General features: G+C 65.0%; 17 protein-coding genes. 8 read left to right on the top strand and 9 right to left on the bottom strand.

Annotated elements, in window-relative coordinates; all coding sequences use genetic code 11:
• Positions 1-28: 28 nt before the first annotated feature.
• Genes rnhA through ispH form a run of 3 tightly spaced genes read right to left on the bottom strand, consistent with a single transcriptional unit; the run spans position 29 to position 2,398 of the window.
• Complete coding sequence (gene rnhA, locus SJY41_RS11320) at positions 29-493, bottom strand: ribonuclease HI (protein WP_380781759.1); 465 nt, start codon at positions 491-493, stop codon at positions 29-31.
• The gene (gene thrB / locus SJY41_RS11315) at positions 490-1,440 is read right to left on the bottom strand and encodes a homoserine kinase (protein ID WP_380781757.1); all 951 of its coding nucleotides are present in this window, start codon (positions 1,438-1,440) and stop codon (positions 490-492) included. Before thrB ends, rnhA begins: the two co-directional genes overlap by 4 nt.
• A 1-nt stretch (position 1,441) precedes the next feature.
• The gene (gene ispH / locus SJY41_RS11310; RefSeq protein ID WP_380781755.1) at positions 1,442-2,398 is read right to left on the bottom strand and encodes a 4-hydroxy-3-methylbut-2-enyl diphosphate reductase; all 957 of its coding nucleotides are present in this window, start codon (positions 2,396-2,398) and stop codon (positions 1,442-1,444) included.
• A gap of 122 nt (positions 2,399-2,520) precedes the next feature.
• Here ispH and SJY41_RS11305 point away from each other — a divergent pair, with 122 nt between their 5' ends.
• On the top strand, positions 2,521-3,159 hold the full coding sequence (locus SJY41_RS11305) for a hypothetical protein (RefSeq protein ID WP_380781753.1): 639 nt from the start codon (positions 2,521-2,523) through the stop codon (positions 3,157-3,159).
• Positions 3,160-3,219: 60 nt separating this feature from the next.
• On the opposite strand, the gene SJY41_RS11300 is transcribed toward SJY41_RS11305, so the two are convergent.
• A complete protein-coding gene (locus SJY41_RS11300) occupies positions 3,220-3,828 on the bottom strand; it encodes a Dps family protein (protein ID WP_380781751.1) in 609 nt (202 codons plus the stop codon).
• Between the two features lie 176 nt (positions 3,829-4,004).
• Between SJY41_RS11300 and SJY41_RS11295 the strand changes: the two genes are divergently transcribed.
• The 3 genes from SJY41_RS11295 to SJY41_RS11285 all read left to right on the top strand — a co-directional run bounded on the left by SJY41_RS11295 (position 4,005) and on the right by SJY41_RS11285 (position 8,825).
• Positions 4,005-4,919 carry an ROK family protein gene (locus SJY41_RS11295; RefSeq protein ID WP_380781750.1) on the top strand — a complete coding sequence of 305 codons (915 nt, stop codon included), beginning with the start codon at positions 4,005-4,007 and terminating at the stop codon, positions 4,917-4,919.
• An 88-nt stretch (positions 4,920-5,007) separates the two neighbouring features.
• Positions 5,008-6,942 carry a putative bifunctional diguanylate cyclase/phosphodiesterase gene (locus tag SJY41_RS11290; RefSeq protein WP_380781748.1) on the top strand — a complete coding sequence of 645 codons (1,935 nt, stop codon included), beginning with the start codon at positions 5,008-5,010 and terminating at the stop codon, positions 6,940-6,942.
• The gene (locus SJY41_RS11285; protein ID WP_380781746.1) at positions 6,942-8,825 is read left to right on the top strand and encodes an ATP-binding protein; all 1,884 of its coding nucleotides are present in this window, start codon (positions 6,942-6,944) and stop codon (positions 8,823-8,825) included. The genes SJY41_RS11290 and SJY41_RS11285 overlap by 1 nt, the downstream gene beginning before the upstream one ends.
• Positions 8,826-8,851: 26 nt before the next feature.
• On the opposite strand, the gene dinB is transcribed toward SJY41_RS11285, so the two are convergent.
• Positions 8,852-9,937: a DNA polymerase IV gene (dinB, locus tag SJY41_RS11280; RefSeq protein WP_380781744.1), complete on the bottom strand. Its 1,086-nt coding sequence runs from the start codon at positions 9,935-9,937 to the stop codon at positions 8,852-8,854.
• A gap of 145 nt (positions 9,938-10,082) precedes the next feature.
• Here dinB and SJY41_RS11275 point away from each other — a divergent pair, with 145 nt between their 5' ends.
• A complete protein-coding gene (locus SJY41_RS11275; protein ID WP_380781742.1) occupies positions 10,083-11,474 on the top strand; it encodes a phospholipase D-like domain-containing protein in 1,392 nt (463 codons plus the stop codon).
• Between the two features lie 56 nt (positions 11,475-11,530).
• On the opposite strand, the gene ctrA is transcribed toward SJY41_RS11275, so the two are convergent.
• The 3 genes from ctrA to SJY41_RS11260 form a co-directional block, all read right to left on the bottom strand.
• Complete coding sequence (ctrA, locus tag SJY41_RS11270) at positions 11,531-12,232, bottom strand: response regulator transcription factor CtrA (protein WP_380781740.1); 702 nt, start codon at positions 12,230-12,232, stop codon at positions 11,531-11,533.
• Positions 12,233-12,390: 158 nt separating this feature from the next.
• Positions 12,391-13,476 carry an AI-2E family transporter gene (locus SJY41_RS11265; protein ID WP_380781738.1) on the bottom strand — a complete coding sequence of 362 codons (1,086 nt, stop codon included), beginning with the start codon at positions 13,474-13,476 and terminating at the stop codon, positions 12,391-12,393.
• Between the two features lie 336 nt (positions 13,477-13,812).
• Positions 13,813-14,718: a LysR family transcriptional regulator gene (locus SJY41_RS11260; protein ID WP_380781736.1), complete on the bottom strand. Its 906-nt coding sequence runs from the start codon at positions 14,716-14,718 to the stop codon at positions 13,813-13,815.
• A gap of 171 nt (positions 14,719-14,889) precedes the next feature.
• On the opposite strand from SJY41_RS11260, the gene SJY41_RS11255 reads away from it, so the two are divergent.
• The 3 genes from SJY41_RS11255 to SJY41_RS11245 all read left to right on the top strand — a co-directional run bounded on the left by SJY41_RS11255 (position 14,890) and on the right by SJY41_RS11245 (position 16,972).
• Positions 14,890-15,624: a pirin family protein gene (locus SJY41_RS11255; RefSeq protein WP_380781734.1), complete on the top strand. Its 735-nt coding sequence runs from the start codon at positions 14,890-14,892 to the stop codon at positions 15,622-15,624.
• A 117-nt stretch (positions 15,625-15,741) separates the two neighbouring features.
• Positions 15,742-16,344 carry an NAD(P)H:quinone oxidoreductase gene (gene wrbA, locus SJY41_RS11250; protein ID WP_133020557.1) on the top strand — a complete coding sequence of 201 codons (603 nt, stop codon included), beginning with the start codon at positions 15,742-15,744 and terminating at the stop codon, positions 16,342-16,344.
• A gap of 112 nt (positions 16,345-16,456) precedes the next feature.
• Positions 16,457-16,972, top strand: a complete 516-nt coding sequence (locus SJY41_RS11245) for a ferritin-like domain-containing protein (RefSeq protein WP_380781732.1) — start codon at positions 16,457-16,459, stop codon at positions 16,970-16,972.
• Between the two features lie 62 nt (positions 16,973-17,034).
• Here the strand turns inward: SJY41_RS11245 and SJY41_RS11240 are convergent, their stop codons facing one another.
• On the bottom strand, positions 17,035-17,391 hold the full coding sequence (locus SJY41_RS11240; RefSeq protein WP_380781730.1) for a hypothetical protein: 357 nt from the start codon (positions 17,389-17,391) through the stop codon (positions 17,035-17,037).
• Positions 17,392-17,406: the final 15 nt, after the last annotated feature.

Genomic DNA, 17,406 nt, shown 5'->3' with positions numbered 1-17,406 from the left:
AGGCGTCCGGCGGCTTGCCGGAAGCGGATTATTTGCGCCCCGCAGCCACCGCAGCATCGCTAGCCAGCTTGTCGGCGCGCTCGTTCTCAGGGTGGCCCGCATGACCCTTGACCCACTGCCACACGATCTGGTGCCGCCCGACCGCGGCGAGCAGCGCGTGCCACAGTTCCGCGTTCTTCACCGGTTTCTTGTCGGCGGTTTTCCAGCCGTTGCGTTGCCAGCCCTTCACCCATTTGGTGAGGCCATCCATCACGTATTTGCTGTCGGTATACAGCGTCACCGAACACGGCCGCGTCAGCGCGTTGAGCGCTTCGATCGCCGCGGTCATCTCCATCCGGTTGTTGGTCGTCGGCGTCTCGCCGCCCGACAATTCCTTCTCGTGCGCGCCCATGCGGATCACCGCGCCCCAACCGCCGGGCCCCGGATTGCCCTTGCAGGCACCGTCGGTGAAGATCTCGACCTTGGTGATGGAAACGTCAGCGTCGTCAGTCATGCAAACAGATCGTCCTTGGAATACGCCTCGAGCCGCCGCCAGTACGCCAGCGGATCCTTGCGCGTCACCAGCGCATCGGCCGGCGTGTTAAGCCAATCCCACGCGCGCGTCAGCAGGAAGCGCAGGCACGCTCCCCGCGCGAGAGTCGGCAAAGCGGCGCGCTCCGCATCGGACAGCGGGAACCGGCTGGCATAGCCCTCGATCAGCGCCGACCCGATCGCGGGATCGTAATTTTGGCCGTTGGTGTCGAATGCCCATGAGGTGTGCATAACGGCAAGATCGTAGGCGCGGATGTCGGTGCAGGCGAAGTAGAAGTCGATCACGCCGGTCACGCGGTCGCCGAGCATCAGCACGTTGTCGGGGAACAGGTCCGAATGGATCGCCGCGACAGGCAGGTCGCGCGGCCAATCCGCCAGTACCGACATCAACGCCGCCTCGGTCCGGTCGAACAGCCCCGGCGCGATCGCGTCGATATCGCGGCCACAGCGATCGAGGAACGGCCGCCAGGTATCCGCGCCTAACGGATTCGCGCGGGTCTGGGCGAACCCGGCGAGGCTCGTGTGCATCTGACCCATCGCCGCACCCGCCGCATGAGCTTGCGCCGCGGTCGGATGCGAGACCGACACGCCGGTCAGGAACTCGATCAGGCACGCCGAGCGCCCCGCCAATTGCTGGATCGCGACGCCGCCGCGATCGGGCAGGGCCCGCGGCACCGGATTGCCGTCCGCCGCGAGATGATCGAGCATGTCGAGGAAGAACGGCAAATCGTCGGTCGACGTCCGCTCCTCGTACAGCGTCAGGATGAATCGATCGGCAGTCGTCTCGACCAGGTAGTTGCTGTTCTGCACCCCCTCGGCGATGCCCTTGGCCGACAGCAGTTCGCCGTGATCGAAGCGCGCGAGGAAGGTGCCCAGCGCCTCCGCCGAAACCTGCGTATAGACGGCCACTTTATGCTGCGGCTTCGAGGCCGCGGGGCAGTTTGAAGGCGATCGTCTCGCGGTTCGTCTCGACCTCGCGTTCCGACACAGTGAATCGCTCGGACAGCCGGTCGACCAGCTCGCGTACCAGCAATTCGGGGGCGGACGCGCCGGCCGTGATCCCCAGCGTGCCGACGCCCGCCAGGAAATTCCAGTCGAGGTCGCTCGCGCGCTGGATCAGCATCGCCGGCGTTCCCTCGCGCTCGGCGACTTCGACCAGCCGCACCGAGTTCGACGAATTGGGCGCGCCGATGACCAGCACCGCGTCGACGCTGTGCGCAATCGCCTTGACCGCGGTCTGCCGGTTCGAGGTCGCGTAGCAGATGTCCTCGCCGCGCGGCGGCAGCATCTGCGGGAAGCGTCGCTGCAACGTCGCCACGACCGCGGCGGTATCGTCGACCGACAGCGTCGTCTGCGTCAGGAAGGCAAGGTTGGTCGGATCGGCAGGCGCGAACACTTCGGCATCCGCAACCGTCTCGATCAGCGACATGGCGCCGGACGGCACCTGGCCGAACGTACCGATGACCTCGGGATGACCGGCATGGCCGATGAAGACGATATGGCGTCCCTGCGCCACCAGACGCTCGGCCTGGCGGTGTACCTTCGACACCAGCGGGCACGTCGCGTCGAGATATTCGAGTCCGCGATTCTGCGCATCGAGCGGTACCGACTTCGGCACCCCGTGCGCGGAGAAAACGACCGGTGCGCCGTCCGGCACCTGATCCAGTTCCTCGATGAAGATTGCGCCTTGCGCCTTCAGCGTGTCGACGACGAACTTGTTGTGGACGATCTCATGGCGGACATAGACCGGCGCGCCATGCTTCTCGATCGCCAGTTCGACGATCCTGATCGCGCGGTCGACGCCTGCGCAAAAGCCTCGGGGTGCTGCGATCAACAGTTCGAGCGGCGGCTTGTCGATTGGGCTCATGATGCGCCTGCCTCTACGCGATTGCTTGCCTGGACGATAGCCGGTTCCTATGGTGCTCGGCGACCAAGGGCCGATGCGATACGCGGCGGCCCTTTCGCTCGTTCGAGAAGGTACGCGTTCCCGTGAAAGCCCCCATCCTAGCCGTTTCGGCCTGTGCGATCCTCTTGGGCGGGTGCGCCACCAAGGGTGAAGTCGATGCGACCGGCGGCATTTCCGCGGTGCGATCCGTCTGCCCGCCGGTTGCGATTCCGGCGGCGACCGGTGACGTCACGCTGTTCGATCCGATCGCCAGCCGCGCCCAGTCGGCGATCGACGTGACCGCGCTGATGACCAACGTCCGCTCGACCTGCGCCGATGCAACCGACCAGGTTGCGACCAGCGTGACCTTCGACATTCGTGCTCGCCGCGTCCGTACGGAGAGCGCGCGCGACGTGACCCTGCCGTATTTCATCACCGTGGTCCGCGGCGGTAGTGCGGTCGTCGCCAAGCGCATCGGTCGCGTCACGTTGCACTTCAATGCGGGCCAGGCGCTGGCCTCGGCATCGGCAACCGCGTCGGCGACCGTCGCCCGCTCCGCGGCGACCTTGCCCGACGATGTCCGCGAAAAGCTGACTCGCAAGCGCAAGGCTGGCGATCAGGACGCTGCGGTCGATCCGTTGAGCACGCCGGAAGTGCGGCAGGCGGTTCTGCGCGCCAGCTTCGAGGCGTTGGTCGGGTTCCAGCTCACGGATGATCAGCTGAAGTATAACGCGACGCGTTAAGCCCGTTGAGACGGTGTCCCTCTCCCGCGAGGGAGAGGGATCGTCGATCGGTGGTGCCGGTTACTTGTCGCCGCGCACCAGTTCGGTGGCGGCCAAATGTTCGGCCAGGAACCACACTTGTGGCTCGTGCGTGCGGATGATGTTGCTGACCAGCAAGTCGTTGGTGCCATCATCCCCGGACTCATCCGCCGCTTCCGCGCCTTCATGCGCCTGGCGCAGGATGATCTCGTGCGCCTCCAGCAGGCGAGCGAGCTGGGTCGGCACGTCTTCGCGACCCTTTGGCGGGCGCGGGATCGTCGTCATCTCGGCAACGTCCGGTGCCATGGCGATGCTGATGCCGCCCAGCGCCATGATCCGCTCCGCAACGAGATCGACCAGCGCAGCCTGCTCCTCGTAATGCTTGTCCAGCAGTAGATGGAGCTGGTAGAATGTCGCGCCCGACATCTGCCAGTGATGCTTCTTGTACATGTCGCGGAGCGTCATCGTATCGGCGAGCACCTGGTTCAGGATCGATACGCTCTGCGCGCGCGCATTGTCCTCCAGCGCGATCGGCAGTCGCTTCAGCGTGCCGTAAGGCTGTATCTCGCGATACTCGACCTGGTATTGCGGCTGCGCTTCGCTCGATACGTTCGTGTCGACCTTAGCCAGCTTTGCGGGTTTCTTCGCCATCGGGAATTCCTGTCTGTTCGGGTGAACTCGGTCATCATAACGCACGATCGCCCAGATCGACAGCAGACGAAATCCTCGCTCACGGTGATCGCATTCGGGTCGTTGCGGCGTGTCGCCCCTTGACGGCGGCACCTGAGCAAAGGAAGCGGGCGGCAATAACGTGTTGGGAGTTTGGGATGACGGAAGCACCGCTGGTCGCAGGTATCGAACTCGGTGGCACGAAGTGCATATGCATTCTTGCGCGGGGACCCGACCAGATCGAGGAAACCGTGCGTATCCCGACGACCCGCCCCGAAGAGACGCTCGCTGCAATCGAAGCCGTGCTCGACCGTTGGAGCGGCTTCGTCGCGATCGGGATTGCGAGCTTCGGCCCGGTTTCGATCGATCGGCACTCGGGCGACTATGGGCATATCACCTCGACGCCGAAGCCGGGCTGGGCTGGTACGGATGTCGCCGGGCGATTGCAGCGCCGCTACGGCGTGCCGACCGGGTTCCACAGCGACGTCGTCGGCGCCGCGCTCGCGGAGGCGTTCTGGGGTGCGGCTAAGGGCCTTCCCGACATCGCCTACGTCACGGTCGGCACGGGCGTCGGCGCCGGTCTGATCGCGGGCAATCGCCCGGTCGATGGACTGACCCATTCCGAACTCGGCCATATCCGTCCGGCGCGCTTCCAGCAGGACGACTGGGTCGGTAATTGTCCGTTTCATGGCGCCTGCATCGAAGGGTTGGTGGCGGGCCCTGCAATTGCGGCGCGGATCGGCTTTCCTGCGGACGAGGCGCCTGCCGATCATCCCGTATGGGGCGGCGTGGCCGATGCGCTCGGACAGCTTTGCCACACGCTCGTGCTGACCGGGATACCCCGGCGGATCGTCATGGGCGGTGGCGTGATGGGGGCGACGCATCTGTTCCCGCGCGTCCGTGCAGCAATGACCCGAAGCCTGGGCGGGTATATCACGCTGCCCGAAGTCGCGCTGGTGGATACCTTCATCGTTCCGCCTGCGCTGGGGAACAACGCCGGCCCGCTCGGCGCGATCGTGTTGGGCGCTCAAGCACTGGGCCACGAACTGCAGGAATCGTTCACGGCAACTTAACTACGGCCGGGTACCAGTCTCCCCGCTGGGAAAGGCCCATGGCGTTACCGCGACACCGGCATGCAGTGGCTGACAGGGAGCGGTATTTATGCGTATTCTCATCGTGGACGACGAACCCGCCACGCACGACAGCTATCGACGCAGCTTCGCCGGTCAGCGTTCGGACACCGGCGATGCGCTCGACGCGATGGCGGCCGACCTGTTCGGCGAGGACGTGACCGAAGGCGATGCCGATGGGAATGCCGACGCCGATGGCAATGCTCGCCCCGACTTCATCCTGACGCACGTAGATCAGGGACTCGATGCGATCGGCGCGGTGGAGCAGGCCCTGGCGGATGGCGAGCCTTTCGCGGTAGCATTCATCGACGTCCGCATGCCGCCCGGCATCGATGGGCGGGAAACCGCACAGCGCATTCGGGCAGTCGATCCAGAGATCAACCTGGTCATCGTCACCGGCTTCTCCGACTTTTCGCCGGCCGAGATCAGCAAGGTTGCAGGGCCCGCGGACAAGATCTTCTACATCGCCAAGCCGTTCGAGGTCGCCGAGATAACCCAGACCGCGACTGCGCTCGCCAAGCGGTGGGAGATCGATCGCGAGCTGAAGGACGCGCGGGCGATGCTCGCTGCGCAGGTGGTGCAGCTCGAAGAACAAAGTGCCGAACTCGCGGCGAACGAAAGTCGCGCGATCCATATCGCCACGCATGATTCGCTGACCGATGCGCCCAATCGACTCGCGTTCCTGCGTGCGCTGGCCGAGCGCACCAAGGTCGCAGGCTTGTTCGCGACCGTCATGGTCGACCTGGATCGGTTCAAACTGGTCAACGACACGCTCGGCCATCTGGCAGGCGATGCGATGATCCGCGAAATCTGCGCGATCCTGCATCGATCCGCCCCGGAAGGCGCCTTGGTAGCGCGGCTTGGCGGCGACGAATTCGGCATCCTGTTCGAAACCCTGGGCGAGGCAGCGGCGGTAATGGCCTGCGACCACATCGTCGCAGCCTGCGCGGTCAGCCTCCAGGTGTTCGGCAATTCGGTGCAGGGCGGGGCGTCGGCCGGGCTTGTCGTTACCGAGGGGGGGCAGGGCGGTGACCCGGTCGACGTGCAGCGGCGCTCCGATCTCGCCCTGAACGACGCCAAGCGGGGCGGCCGTGGCATCGTCCGGCTGTTCGACGAGAGCATGGACGAAGGCATTCGATTTCGCCGCCGGGTCGAAAATGGTCTCGGGCAGGCAATCGCCAGAGGCGAATTGAGCCTGGTCTATCAGCCGATCATATCGCGTGACGCGGTTGAGGTGGTCGGTTTCGAGGCGCTGGTGCGGTGGAACACCAAGGAATACGGCGCCTTGAGCCCTGCGACATTCATCCCGATCGCAGAGGAATCGAACCTCATCCACGAGCTTGGCGACTGGGTGCTCAACGAAGCCCTGACCGTGTTGAAGCATTGGCCGGGCCAGTATGTCTCGGTAAACTTCTCCCCGCGCCAGTTTCGTCGCCACAACTTCGTCGGCCATATCATGGAAAACGTGCTTCGGGCGGGGATCGAGCCTGCGCGATTGCAGATCGAGATCACCGAGACCGCGATCTTCGACGATGCCGAACGCGCTGCCGAGACGCTGTACAAGCTGCGCCAGATGGGCTTCCGGATCGCTCTCGACGATTTTGGCACGGGGTATTCGAGCCTCTACAACATCCGCAAGTTCGCGCTCGATTGCCTGAAGATCGATCGCTCGTTCATCGACGGCATGGGACGCGAACGCGAAAGCGCGGCGATCGTCCATTCGATCATCCATCTCGGCCGCGCACTCGGGCTCGGCGTAATTGCCGAAGGGGTCGAGACCGAAGCGCAGGTTCAGGCCCTGCGCCTCGCCGGAGCCAGCCATTTCCAGGGCTATTTCTATTCGCGTCCGGTCGATGCCGCCATCGCGGTCGACATGGCAAACGCGCGGTACATGGGCGGTAAGGACGATACCGCGGGCGATGCGCTCGTCATTCCGCGTCAATTGGGCAACGGATTGCGCAACTGATGCCGACGACCGGGATGGGGCGCCTTCCGGCCACGCTCGGGCGACAATTCGGTCAGGTACGCAGTCCGGCATCACTGGGTGCGAAGCTCGTATTGATCATGACCCTGGTCGGCCTGTGCGGCGCCGTGGCCATCACGGTGTTGCTGGCGTCGATCATCATGCCGAGCTTCACCGACCTCGAGAACAAGGCGGTCGCCGGTCACGTGGCCAGCACCCGGTCCGCCCTGTCGGGCTATGCGGCCCGGGTCGAACGGACGGCCCGCGATCATACCGGCTGGACCGATGGTGCGGGATGCGCCGGATACCCGGTGGTACGCCTCGAGCCCGGGAGTGCCTTGCTACCCGCGATGCGCGAGCGCCAGGTCCAAGGTATGCTCTACGTGGCACGCGACGGTCGCATCACCATGGCGTGCTGGCACGATCCGGTTACCGGCCTGGACCGTCCCGCGATGCGCGATCGACTGATCGCGGTGGCCGGTCGAACCGACCTCGCCCGCATCGTCACGGGTCGGCGTTCGGGGCGATTCTATGCGCGAATCGGTGATGCGATCGCGGCGATCGGCGTTGCACGTGTCGGCGATCGAGACGGAAGCAGCGTGCCGCAGGGCTACGGGATCCTGGCGCAGGTCGTCACCGGTGAGCAGATCTCGCAGATGCTGGACCTGAAGACCCGACTGGATCCGAGCACGCGCAGCGACGTGGCGGCAGGGACGCGGGACACGACGACACGGACGGTCGCAGTGCCGTTGATCGGTGCCGATGGCCGCGCTGTCGCCAGTGCTCGGTTCAGCGTGCCCCGCGACGTGTCGCTGCTCGGTCGCCGGATGCTCCTCCTCGCCATCGCCGGATCGATCGTCCTGCTGTTGCTGGTCCTGGTCGTGCTGCGCCGGTTGATCGCGCGACTCGTGCTTCGCCCGCTTCACCGCGTCGAAAGCCATATGCAGCGCGTCCGCGTGTCGGGTTCGCTTGCGCTGCTGGAGGAGGATCAGCGGCGCGACGAGATCGGTTCGCTCGGGCGAAGCTTCAACGCGATGCTGCGGCAGTTGAAGGATCTGCGCGAACAGATCGGCTTGCAATCGTTCGATCTCGGCCGCAGCGAGAGTGCCGTCGCGGTCATGCACAATGTCCGCAACGCGTTGAACCCGATCAGCACGATCCTAAGCCAGGGCGTTGGCCAGATACCGCCGATCAACCGCACGACGCTCGATCGCGCGCTTACCGAACTCGCACGAAACGACGTTTCGGACACGCGCCGGCGAAAGCTAGCCGCCTTCGTCACCGCCGTCGTCGATGCCGAAGCGGCCAATCGCGAAACGATGCGCCGCGAACTCGAGGTCGGTCGCGAAGCGATGGCGCATGTCCTTGAGATCATCGGCCAGCAGCAAAGGGCCGCGCATGAACGTCCCGCGCTGGAGCCGTGCGACGTCACCGACATCATCGCGCGCAACGCGACGATCGCCCGATATTCGCCCGACGCTTCGATCGCGTTCAGCTTTCCCGCCGGACCGAACATGGTGTCGGCAAACCGGATCATCCTGAGCCAGGTCATCGGCAATCTGTTCGGCAATGCGGTCGAATCCATCGTCGCACGCGGTACGGGCAGCGGATCGATCCTGGCTTCGATCACGGAGGCTGCCGGGCGGGTGACGATCGTGATCCGGGACGACGGCGAAGGGTTTGCCGCGGACGTCGGCGCGACCCTGTTCCAACGGGGTTTCTCCACGCGGGCGCACAAGTCGGGTGGCCTGGGCCTGCACTGGTGCGCGAATTCGGTGACCGCGATGGAGGGCTCGCTGCGACTGGAGAGCGACGGGCCGGGGCGCGGCGCGGTCGCGTTCCTGACGCTGCCCGCCGCAACCTCGCTCAAGGACGAAGCAGACTGACCGCCAGGGTCATCGCTTGGCGACGCTTATAGGAGGCTCGGTTGGACGTCGTCGTCATCTGCCACGATCCCGGACAGCGTGAGGCCGAGAAGTCGTACGCCGTCGGGCACCGGCAGTTGCGCGATCAGCAATTCCAGCCCTGCCGCGAGAAACGCGGCCTTCTCGGTCACGGCGACCTGCGACGATCTGGCGCGCGTGATCGTGCGAAAGTCGGCATGGCGCAATTTCAGCGTTATCGTTCGCCCGCGCGTGCCGTGTCGCTCGATCCGTACCCATGCAGCATCCGCAACGCGGTGCAGTGCCGCGCGCAGATCGTCCTCCGCGGTCAGGTTGGTCTCGAACGTACGCTCCGCCCCGACCGACTTGGCCGCACGATTGGCGCGTACCGGGCGGTGATCGATCCCCCGCGCGGCGCCGTAGAGGTAGTCCGCATAGCTGCCGAAGTTAGCCTGAAGGAAGGCAAGGCTCCGATCGTACAGGTCCGCACCCGTGAGGATACCCAGCCGTTCCATCTTCTGGGCAGTCACCGGCCCGACCCCGTGGAAGCGTTTCACCGGCAGCGACTGGACGAATGCCGCACCGCGCTTCGGGGTGATGATGCATATGCCGTCGGGCTTGTTCTGATCGGACGCGAGCTTGGCGATGAACTTGTTGTAGCTGACCCCCGCCGATGCGGTCAGCCCGGTGTCGGTCTTGATCCGGCTGCGAATTTCCTCGGCGATCGCCGCTGCGGTACCCAGCCCCCGAATATCCTCCGTGACGTCGAGATAGGCTTCGTCGAGCGACAGCGGTTCGATCAAGGCCGTGTAATCGGCGAAGATCGCGCGGATCCGGTCGGACACTTCGCGGTATACATCGAACCGCGGCGGCACGAACACCAGGTCGGGACAGCGCCGGATCGCGGTGACCGATGGCATTGCACTGCGCACGCCGAATGCCCGTGCTTCGTAGCTCGCCGCCGCAACGACGCCGCGCGCACGTGAGCCGCCCACCGCAACCGGTCGCCCGCGGAGGGACGGGTCGTCGCGCTGTTCGACCGACGCATAGAAGGCATCCATATCGACATGGATCACCTTGCGCGGTGCCGGCGGCTGGCTAGGAGGAGCGGGCATCACGGCTTCAGATAGGCGTGAGACCAGCGGGTATACAGGGTACCCGCGCAACCAAACGTGTCCGGCATGCTTGCTGCCCACGGTTGATGAAGGGATGCCAATGCAAGTCGGGACGGAATGCTGGCGGATCGAACGTGCCGATCAAATGGCGGTGATCGTAGATGCGGCGGACTATTTCCGGACGGCGCGGGTCGCGATGCTCGGCGCCAGGCGGCGGATCCTGCTGATCGGCTGGGACTTCGATGCGCGCATTTCGCTGGAACCCGGCGTCGATCGTCCGGGCGAGCCGAAGACGCTGGGCGCGTTCATGCACTGGCTCGTCGAACGCGAACCCGAACTGGAGATCTTCGTGCTGCGCTGGGATACCGGCGCGATCAAGTCGCTCTTTCGTGGTTCGACGATCCTGACGATGCTCAAGTGGATGCGGCACAAGCGGATCCATACCAAGCTGGACGGCCATCATCCGGCCGCGGCCTCGCATCACCAGAAGATCGTCATCATCGATGACGCGCTCGCGTTCTGCGGCGGCATCGACATGACCGGCGACCGCTGGGACACCCGCGAGCACCGCGATGGCGATCCGCACCGCGTCCAGCCGTCAGGCAAGCCGTACAAGCCCTGGCACGACGCGATCAGCGCAGTACAGGGCCCCGTCGCTCATGCTCTGGGCGAGTTGTTCCGCCGTCGGTGGCATCTGGCGGGGGGGAAGCCGATGGCGGCGGGGCGACCCGGCGGCAAAAGCTGGCCGGATGGGCTCGCGGTCGACTTTCGCGATGTCGATGTCGCGATCGCGCGGAGCGAGCCCGAGATGTCGGATCAGGAGCCGGTATATGAGAGCGAGGCGTTGTTTCTCGGTCAGATCGCCCGCGTAAAGAAACACCTCTACATCGAGAGCCAGTATTTCGCCTCGCGCAAGATCGCCGAGGCGGTCGCCAGACGGCTCGACGAGACGGACGGTCCGGAAATCGTGATCATCAATCCGACGACGGCACAGGGCTGGCTGGAACCGCTCGCGATGGATACGGCGCGGGCTCGACTGATGCAGGCGCTGCATCGGCGCGACACGCACAAGCGGCTGCGCATGTACCATCCGTATACGAGGGACGGCGCGCCGATCTATTGCCACGCCAAGATCCTGATCGCCGACGACGACGTGTTCCGGCTGGGATCGTCGAACGTCAACAACCGGTCGCTGCGGCTGGATACCGAGTGCGACCTTGCAATCAGGGCAAAGGACGCGGCGACGTCGAAGGGCATCGCCGCGATCCGGGACGGGTTGATGGCGGAGCATCTGGGCGTCGCGGTGGAAGTGGTCAGCGCGACGATCGCCGAGACGCGGTCGCTGATCGAGACGATCGAGCGGCTGCGGCAGGAGGGGGAGGGCGTGAGCAAGACGCTGCGCTGTTACGCGGTGCCCGATCTGACCGCGGTCGAAGCGTGGCTGGCGGACAACGAGGTGCTCGATCCCGAAGGGCCGGACGAAATGTTCGAGTCGCTCAGCAAGCGCGGCCTGTTCCGGCGGTTGCGGCGTAGATGAGAAAGGCCGCGGCACCCCCCGATGCCGCGGCCTTCACGCTCCCAAATACTGGGGAGTTACGCGACCTGGGTTTCGACCGCCTCGTCGGGTTCGCGCAGCACGTAGCCGCGACCCCAGACGGTCTCGATGTAATTCTCGCCATCGCATGCCAGGCTGAGCTTCTTGCGGAGCTTGCAGATGAACACGTCGATGATCTTCAGTTCGGGCTCGTCCATCCCGCCATACAGATGGTTGAGGAACATTTCCTTGGTCAGGGTCGTGCCCTTGCGGAGCGAAAGCAGCTCCAGCATCGCATATTCCTTGCCGGTCAGATGGACGCGGCTGCCATCGACTTCGACGGTCTTCGCGTCGAGGTTCACGGCCAGCTTGCCGGTGCGGATGACCGACTGGCTATGGCCCTTCGAGCGGCGGACGACGGCGTGGATGCGCGCGATCAGTTCTTCGCGGTGGAACGGCTTGGTCACGTAGTCGTCGGCGCCGAAGCCGAAGCTGCGAACCTTCGAATCCATCTCGTTGACCCCCGACAGGATCAGCACCGGCGTCGCGACCCGCGCGACTCGCAGGCGCTTCAGCACGTCGTACCCGTGCATGTCCGGCAGGTTCAGGTCGAGCAGGATGATGTCGTAATCATACAGCTTGCCGAGATCGAGGCCTTCTTCCCCGAGATCGGTGATGTAGACGTTGAACCCTTCGGTCGTCAGCATCAGTTCGATAGCCTTAGCCGTGGTCGGCTCGTCCTCGATCAGCAGCACTCGCATGCGTCGTCCCCTGTTCGCGAGACCGCCCGACACCCCATGCCAGCCGCTCGACTTCGATTCATTAACCACACAACATCTGAAGGCAAAAGGTTAATTTCGAGCTAAGGTTGCCGGCGCTCGCGATGCGACAGCGCGCTGACGGGTTGTATTCCTTACAATTATTCCCGCGGTGACTGCGGCGTCAGGTCGGGGCCGAGCAACGTCCGGTGGACCGTCTTGGGAATGTCCTCACCCAGGACCTCACGCAGATAGAGGCTGCGGACGAGCGTGAAGATGACCACCAGCAGCGCCGCGGAAAAGAACAATCCGAACAAGCCGAAGATCGTGCCGATGCCGATGATCGCGAAGACCGTGATGGCAGGCGGGATCGAGATCACGCGATTCTGGACGTACGGCGTGATGAAATTGGTCTGGACCAGCCGCACCACCGCGTAGGTGACGAGCGTACCGACGATCGACGACGTGCCTTGCGTCGCGGCGAGGCCGAGCGCGGGAATCATCGCCGCGGTAGGCCCGAGATAGGGAATGAACTCGGACAATCCGGCGAGCAGCCCGAGCGCGGCGGCGCTGGGTACGTTCGAAAGCCAGAGCCCGACGCCGACCAGGATGCCCATCGAGGCCATCAGGATCAGTTCGGCGCGTAGCCACAACCGCAGGGTCGAGCCGACGTCGAACAAGGCGTCTTCGATCGCGGCGCGTTTCGAGCGTGGGATCAGCAACAGGAAACCGCGTTCGTACACCTTCGGATCGGCGGCGAAGAACAGCGCGCCGATCAGCAGCAACAGGCAGTTGAGCACGAGTTCGCCTGCGCCGGTCACCAGTCCGCCGACGTCCTGCGCAACCTTCGATCCGGCATAGGCCTGCTGCACGGCATCGACGAGCTTCGCGCCGACCGCGCTTTGCGACAGATACGCGGCGAGTTGATCGAGCAATATTGGCGACTGGGCGATCAGTACGTTGACCTGGCTGCGGAACTGCACGCCGAACAACCAGACGAGGAATGCGATGACGCCGAGGACGGTGGCGATACCGAGACCGAGTGCCGGCTTGCGGGGAACGCGCAGATGGTCGCGGTACAGATCGGCGGTCGCGTGGATGACGATCGCCCCCAGGATCGATCCGAAGGCAAGGATGAGCAGGTCGCCGGCCTTGTAGAGTGCCGCGACGACCGCGACGATCACGATGGTCAAGACGACGCGGCGGATGAAGCGCGAATCGTCTGCGTCGGGCGCGAGGCGGTTCATGCGAACGCGTTTCGCACGATGGGCCTCGGACAGGGCAAAACCAAGTGAAGTATAGGAAGTATAGCCGCTGGGAGGCTGTGCACATCGTGCGCCCGGTCGCCGGACGCTGGCATTTCGCGGCCTGGCTGGCGGTTTGGGAAGCAGGGGGGCGAATCGCTCATCGATCGACCGTGGCAGATCGCTGGCCGGTAGGACAGCGCCGTTCCAAGGACTTAGCGTTGCCGAGCCGGGCAGGCGCGGGAGATGCCGAACGATCTTCTCTCCAAGGCAATCTGGCGCCGGTAACGCCAGCGGGCATTCTTGCCGCCAAGCGTCGCGCGTTCGGGCGTCCCGGCGTTATGCCTGGCCTGCGCTCGGATCGCGAAGCCGCGACGCGAGGAAGTCGATCAGCGCCTCGACGCGGGCCGGCCTCAGCGGGCTGGGCGGAGTGAGGAGGTGCAGACCGATCTTTGCGGGTGCCCAATCGTCGAGGATCGTGACGAGCTTTCCCGAGGCCAGATGCGCGTCGATGATGAAGTCCGGCAGGCGCGCGATACCCAGACCGGCGATCAGCGCGGGGACGATCGCCTCGCCGCTGTTCGCGGTCAGCGGACCTTGCGCGCGCACCGAAACGTCCGCGCCGCCGGGGCCGTGGAAACGCCACGGACCGATGACGTTCGAATAGCTGAACAGCTTGTGCTCGCCGAGCTGCGCCGGATGCGTTGGGGTACCGTTGGCGGCGAGATAGCTCGGCGCGGTGACGATATGCGTCTGGATCGTACACAGGCGTCGTGCGCGAAGCGAACTGTCGGGCAGTTCGGCGATGCGGAGCGCGATGTCGAAGCCCTCCGCGACGATGTCGACGCGCGCGTCGGACAGATGCAGATCGACCTCGATCCCGGGGTGCGCGACGAGGAATTCGGCGAGGATCGGGGCGACGTTGGTGATGCCGAAGCTCATCGGCGCGGCGAGCCGGACTCGGCCGGTATGCGCGCTGGCGGCGTCGTGCGCGGACTCCTCCGCTGCACGGGCCTCCGCCAGGATGCGTGCGGCGTGCTCGGCAAGCGGTTTCCCGGCCTCGGTGAGCGCGAGGCGGCGCGACGTGCGGTGGAACAGCGACTGGCCGAGATGCGCCTCGAGCCGCGTGATCGCCTTCGACACGGTCGCCTTGCTGAGACCGACCGCGTCGGCGGCGGCGCTGAACGAGCGGTGCTCGACGACGCTGGCGAAGATCGCCCAGGCTTCGAGATCGGGCAGGCGCATATGGATCTCCGATACTAGAGCATGGTAGATTTCCCTCCCGGCCTTCGCCGCAGAGGTGCCTCTTCGCCTTGCTTCGGACTAACGTTAGTCAACGAAACGATCGGTTTCCAGTGTTTCTATTTACGGCATGATCGCAGCGCCTATCTTGGGTTCAACCAGTGGAGACCAATCATGACAACCACGACCTTGAACACCATCGACCGCACCAACGTAGAGCGCCGCTCCTTCGAAAGCCTCGGCCATGCCGATCACGGCTGGTTGAACGCACGGCATCATTTCTCGTTCGCGAGCTATTATGATCCGGCACGGATGGGCTGGGGCGCGATCCGGGTGTGGAACGACGACCAGATCGCCGCCAATTCGGGCTTCCCGCCGCACGCGCACAACGACATGGAGATCATCACCTATGTCCGCAGCGGCGCGATCACGCATGAGGATTCGCTCGGCAACAAGGGCCGTACCGAGGCCGGTGACGTTCAGGTGATGAGCGCGGGCTCGGGCGTGCGTCATTCGGAATACAACCTCGAACCGGAGACGACCACGATCTTCCAGATCTGGATCGAACCGTCGCGTAAAGGCGGCTCGCCGAGCTGGGGTGCCAAGCCCTTCCCCAAGGGCGAACGGTCGGGGCAGTTCGTGACGCTCGCCAGCGGGTTTGCCGACGACGGCGATGCGCTGCCGATCCGCGCGAATGCCCGCGTGCTGGCGGCGACGCTCAAGGCCGGCGACAGCGTCGACTATGCGATCGGCGAGGGACGGCACGTGTATCTGGTGCCGGCGACCGGCGCGATCACGATCGGTGACCAAGCCTTTGGCGCACGCGACGGAGCGGCGCTGCTGGGCGGCCAGACGGTGACGATCACGGCTCAAGACGATGCCGAGATCGTTCTGGTAGACTCGGAGTAAAACTCCCCTCCCGCCTGCGGGAGGGGTCGGGGGAGGGGCTTCCTTCCTCGACCCCGCCCGGAACTGCCCTCCCCTAACCCCTCCCGCAAGCGGGAGGGGAACTCGAAGGAAATGCCCATGACCAAGGTTCTCGTGCTCTATTACTCGTCCTACGGCCATATCGAGCAGATGGCGGATGCCGTCGCCGAGGGCGCGCGCGCTGCTGGTGCCGAGGTCGATATCCGGCGCGTCGCCGAAACCGCTCCCCAAGCCGTGATCGAGGCTGCGCACTTCAAGACCGACACCGCGCACGCCGTGATCGAAGGCCCGGATGCGCTCGCGCAGTACGACGCGATCATCGTCGGTGCGCCGACCCGCTTCGGCCGGATGCCCGCGCAGATGGCGCAGTTCTGGGACACGACCGGTGGCCAGTGGTTTACCGGCGCGCTGATCGGCAAGGTCGGCGGTGCGTTCACCTCGACCGCGAGCCAGCATGGCGGCCAGGAGACGACCTTGTTCTCGATCATCACCAACCTGCTGCATCATGGCATGACGATCGTCGGGCTCGATTACGGGTTCCAGGCACAGATGGGCGTCGACAAGGTCAAGGGCGGCTCGCCCTATGGCGCGACGACGATCTCGGACGGCGACGGCAGCCGCATGCCGCACACCGAAGAGCTCGATGCCGCGCGCTATCAGGGCAAGCGGATCGCGGAAACGGCAGCCAAGCTGACCGCATAAGCTGCCGGTATCCGGTGGTGGCCGGCCCGACGAAACTTACCCCCCGGTAAGGACGTTTGGCCACCACCGGAGCATTTCGCTTCGCGTGCACCAGCTATGCGAGGATATGATCATGGGCTTGTTTTCCAAGGACATCGCGACGTTCGAAGACCTGTTCCTGCATCAGTTGCAGGACGTGTATTATGCCGAGAACCAGATCACCAAGGCGCTGCCGAAGATGACGGAGAAGGCAACGGCGCCGGCATTGAAGAAGGGCTTCGAAACGCATCTGCGCGAGACCGAAGGCCAGATCGCGCGCCTGGAGCGGATCTTCGAGCTGCTCGGCGAGAAGGCCAAGGCGGTAACCTGCCCGGCGATCGACGGGATCATCAAGGAAGCGAACGAAGTCGCAGGCGAGATCGCTGACAAGGCCGTGCTCGACGCGGCGCTGATCGCGTCGGCGCAGGCGGTCGAGCATTACGAGATCACGCGCTACGGCACGCTGATCGCCTGGGCGAACCAGCTTGGTCGCAGCGAGATCGCGGCGATCCTGAAGGAAACGCTCGACGAGGAATATGCGACCGACGACAAGCTGACTGCGATGGCGACGTCGAAGGTCAATCCGAAGGCCGAGGCGGTCACCGCCTGAGCTTTTCGTAAGTTGATAAGAAAACGGGCCGGCGATCACGCGATCGCCGGCCCGTTTTTCGTTCAGGCCTTCTTGCGGGCGCGCTTCGGGCTCGCGGCGGCGGCGACGTCCTCTTCCTCGTCCGGTGCGTCTTCACCGGCCTCGGTCAGTGCTTCGCCGAGTGCCTTCAGCTTGTCCTGCGACTTGTCGGCCTTGTCGGCGATCTTGGTGGTCGCGGTGCCGAGGCGGTAGAGCAGCGCGTGGACGCGGTCGGCATCGGGCTCGTCACGCTCGAGCTGCTTGCGCAGCGAACCGAGATCGCGAAGGATTCCCTTGGCGCCGGGGGTATCGATCTCGGCCAGCGCAGCCTCCCAATCCTCGACCATGTCGGCACCCTTGGTGGGCTTGGTCGCGTCGAGCCCGCGATTGATCGCGTTCATTGTTCCTGCAAATTT

It is taken from the genome of Sphingomonas sp. R86520 (assembly GCF_042466285.1).
Classification (GTDB): domain Bacteria; phylum Pseudomonadota; class Alphaproteobacteria; order Sphingomonadales; family Sphingomonadaceae; genus Sphingomonas.
Note: the sequence above shows the minus strand (reverse complement) of the source record. Positions and strands in the feature narration are given on the sequence as shown.

Excerpts from the sequence above, each read along its gene's own strand:
- rnhA (WP_380781759.1), bottom strand. The coding sequence starts at position 493 with ATGACTGACGACGCTGACGTTTCCATCACCAAGGTCGAGATCTTCACC.
- ispH (WP_380781755.1), bottom strand. The coding sequence starts at position 2,398 with ATGAGCCCAATCGACAAGCCGCCGCTCGAACTGTTGATCGCAGCACCC.
- SJY41_RS11300 (WP_380781751.1), bottom strand. The coding sequence starts at position 3,828 with ATGGCGAAGAAACCCGCAAAGCTGGCTAAGGTCGACACGAACGTATCG.
- SJY41_RS11295 (WP_380781750.1), top strand. The coding sequence starts at position 4,005 with ATGACGGAAGCACCGCTGGTCGCAGGTATCGAACTCGGTGGCACGAAG.
- SJY41_RS11290 (WP_380781748.1), top strand. The coding sequence starts at position 5,008 with ATGCGTATTCTCATCGTGGACGACGAACCCGCCACGCACGACAGCTAT.
- SJY41_RS11285 (WP_380781746.1), top strand. The coding sequence starts at position 6,942 with ATGCCGACGACCGGGATGGGGCGCCTTCCGGCCACGCTCGGGCGACAA.
- dinB (WP_380781744.1), bottom strand. The coding sequence starts at position 9,937 with ATGCCCGCTCCTCCTAGCCAGCCGCCGGCACCGCGCAAGGTGATCCAT.
- SJY41_RS11275 (WP_380781742.1), top strand. The coding sequence starts at position 10,083 with ATGGCGGTGATCGTAGATGCGGCGGACTATTTCCGGACGGCGCGGGTC.
- ctrA (WP_380781740.1), bottom strand. The coding sequence starts at position 12,232 with ATGCGAGTGCTGCTGATCGAGGACGAGCCGACCACGGCTAAGGCTATC.
- SJY41_RS11265 (WP_380781738.1), bottom strand. The coding sequence starts at position 13,476 with ATGAACCGCCTCGCGCCCGACGCAGACGATTCGCGCTTCATCCGCCGC.
- SJY41_RS11260 (WP_380781736.1), bottom strand. The coding sequence starts at position 14,718 with ATGCGCCTGCCCGATCTCGAAGCCTGGGCGATCTTCGCCAGCGTCGTC.
- SJY41_RS11255 (WP_380781734.1), top strand. The coding sequence starts at position 14,890 with ATGACAACCACGACCTTGAACACCATCGACCGCACCAACGTAGAGCGC.
- wrbA (WP_133020557.1), top strand. The coding sequence starts at position 15,742 with ATGACCAAGGTTCTCGTGCTCTATTACTCGTCCTACGGCCATATCGAG.
- SJY41_RS11245 (WP_380781732.1), top strand. The coding sequence starts at position 16,457 with ATGGGCTTGTTTTCCAAGGACATCGCGACGTTCGAAGACCTGTTCCTG.
- SJY41_RS11240 (WP_380781730.1), bottom strand. The coding sequence starts at position 17,391 with ATGAACGCGATCAATCGCGGGCTCGACGCGACCAAGCCCACCAAGGGT.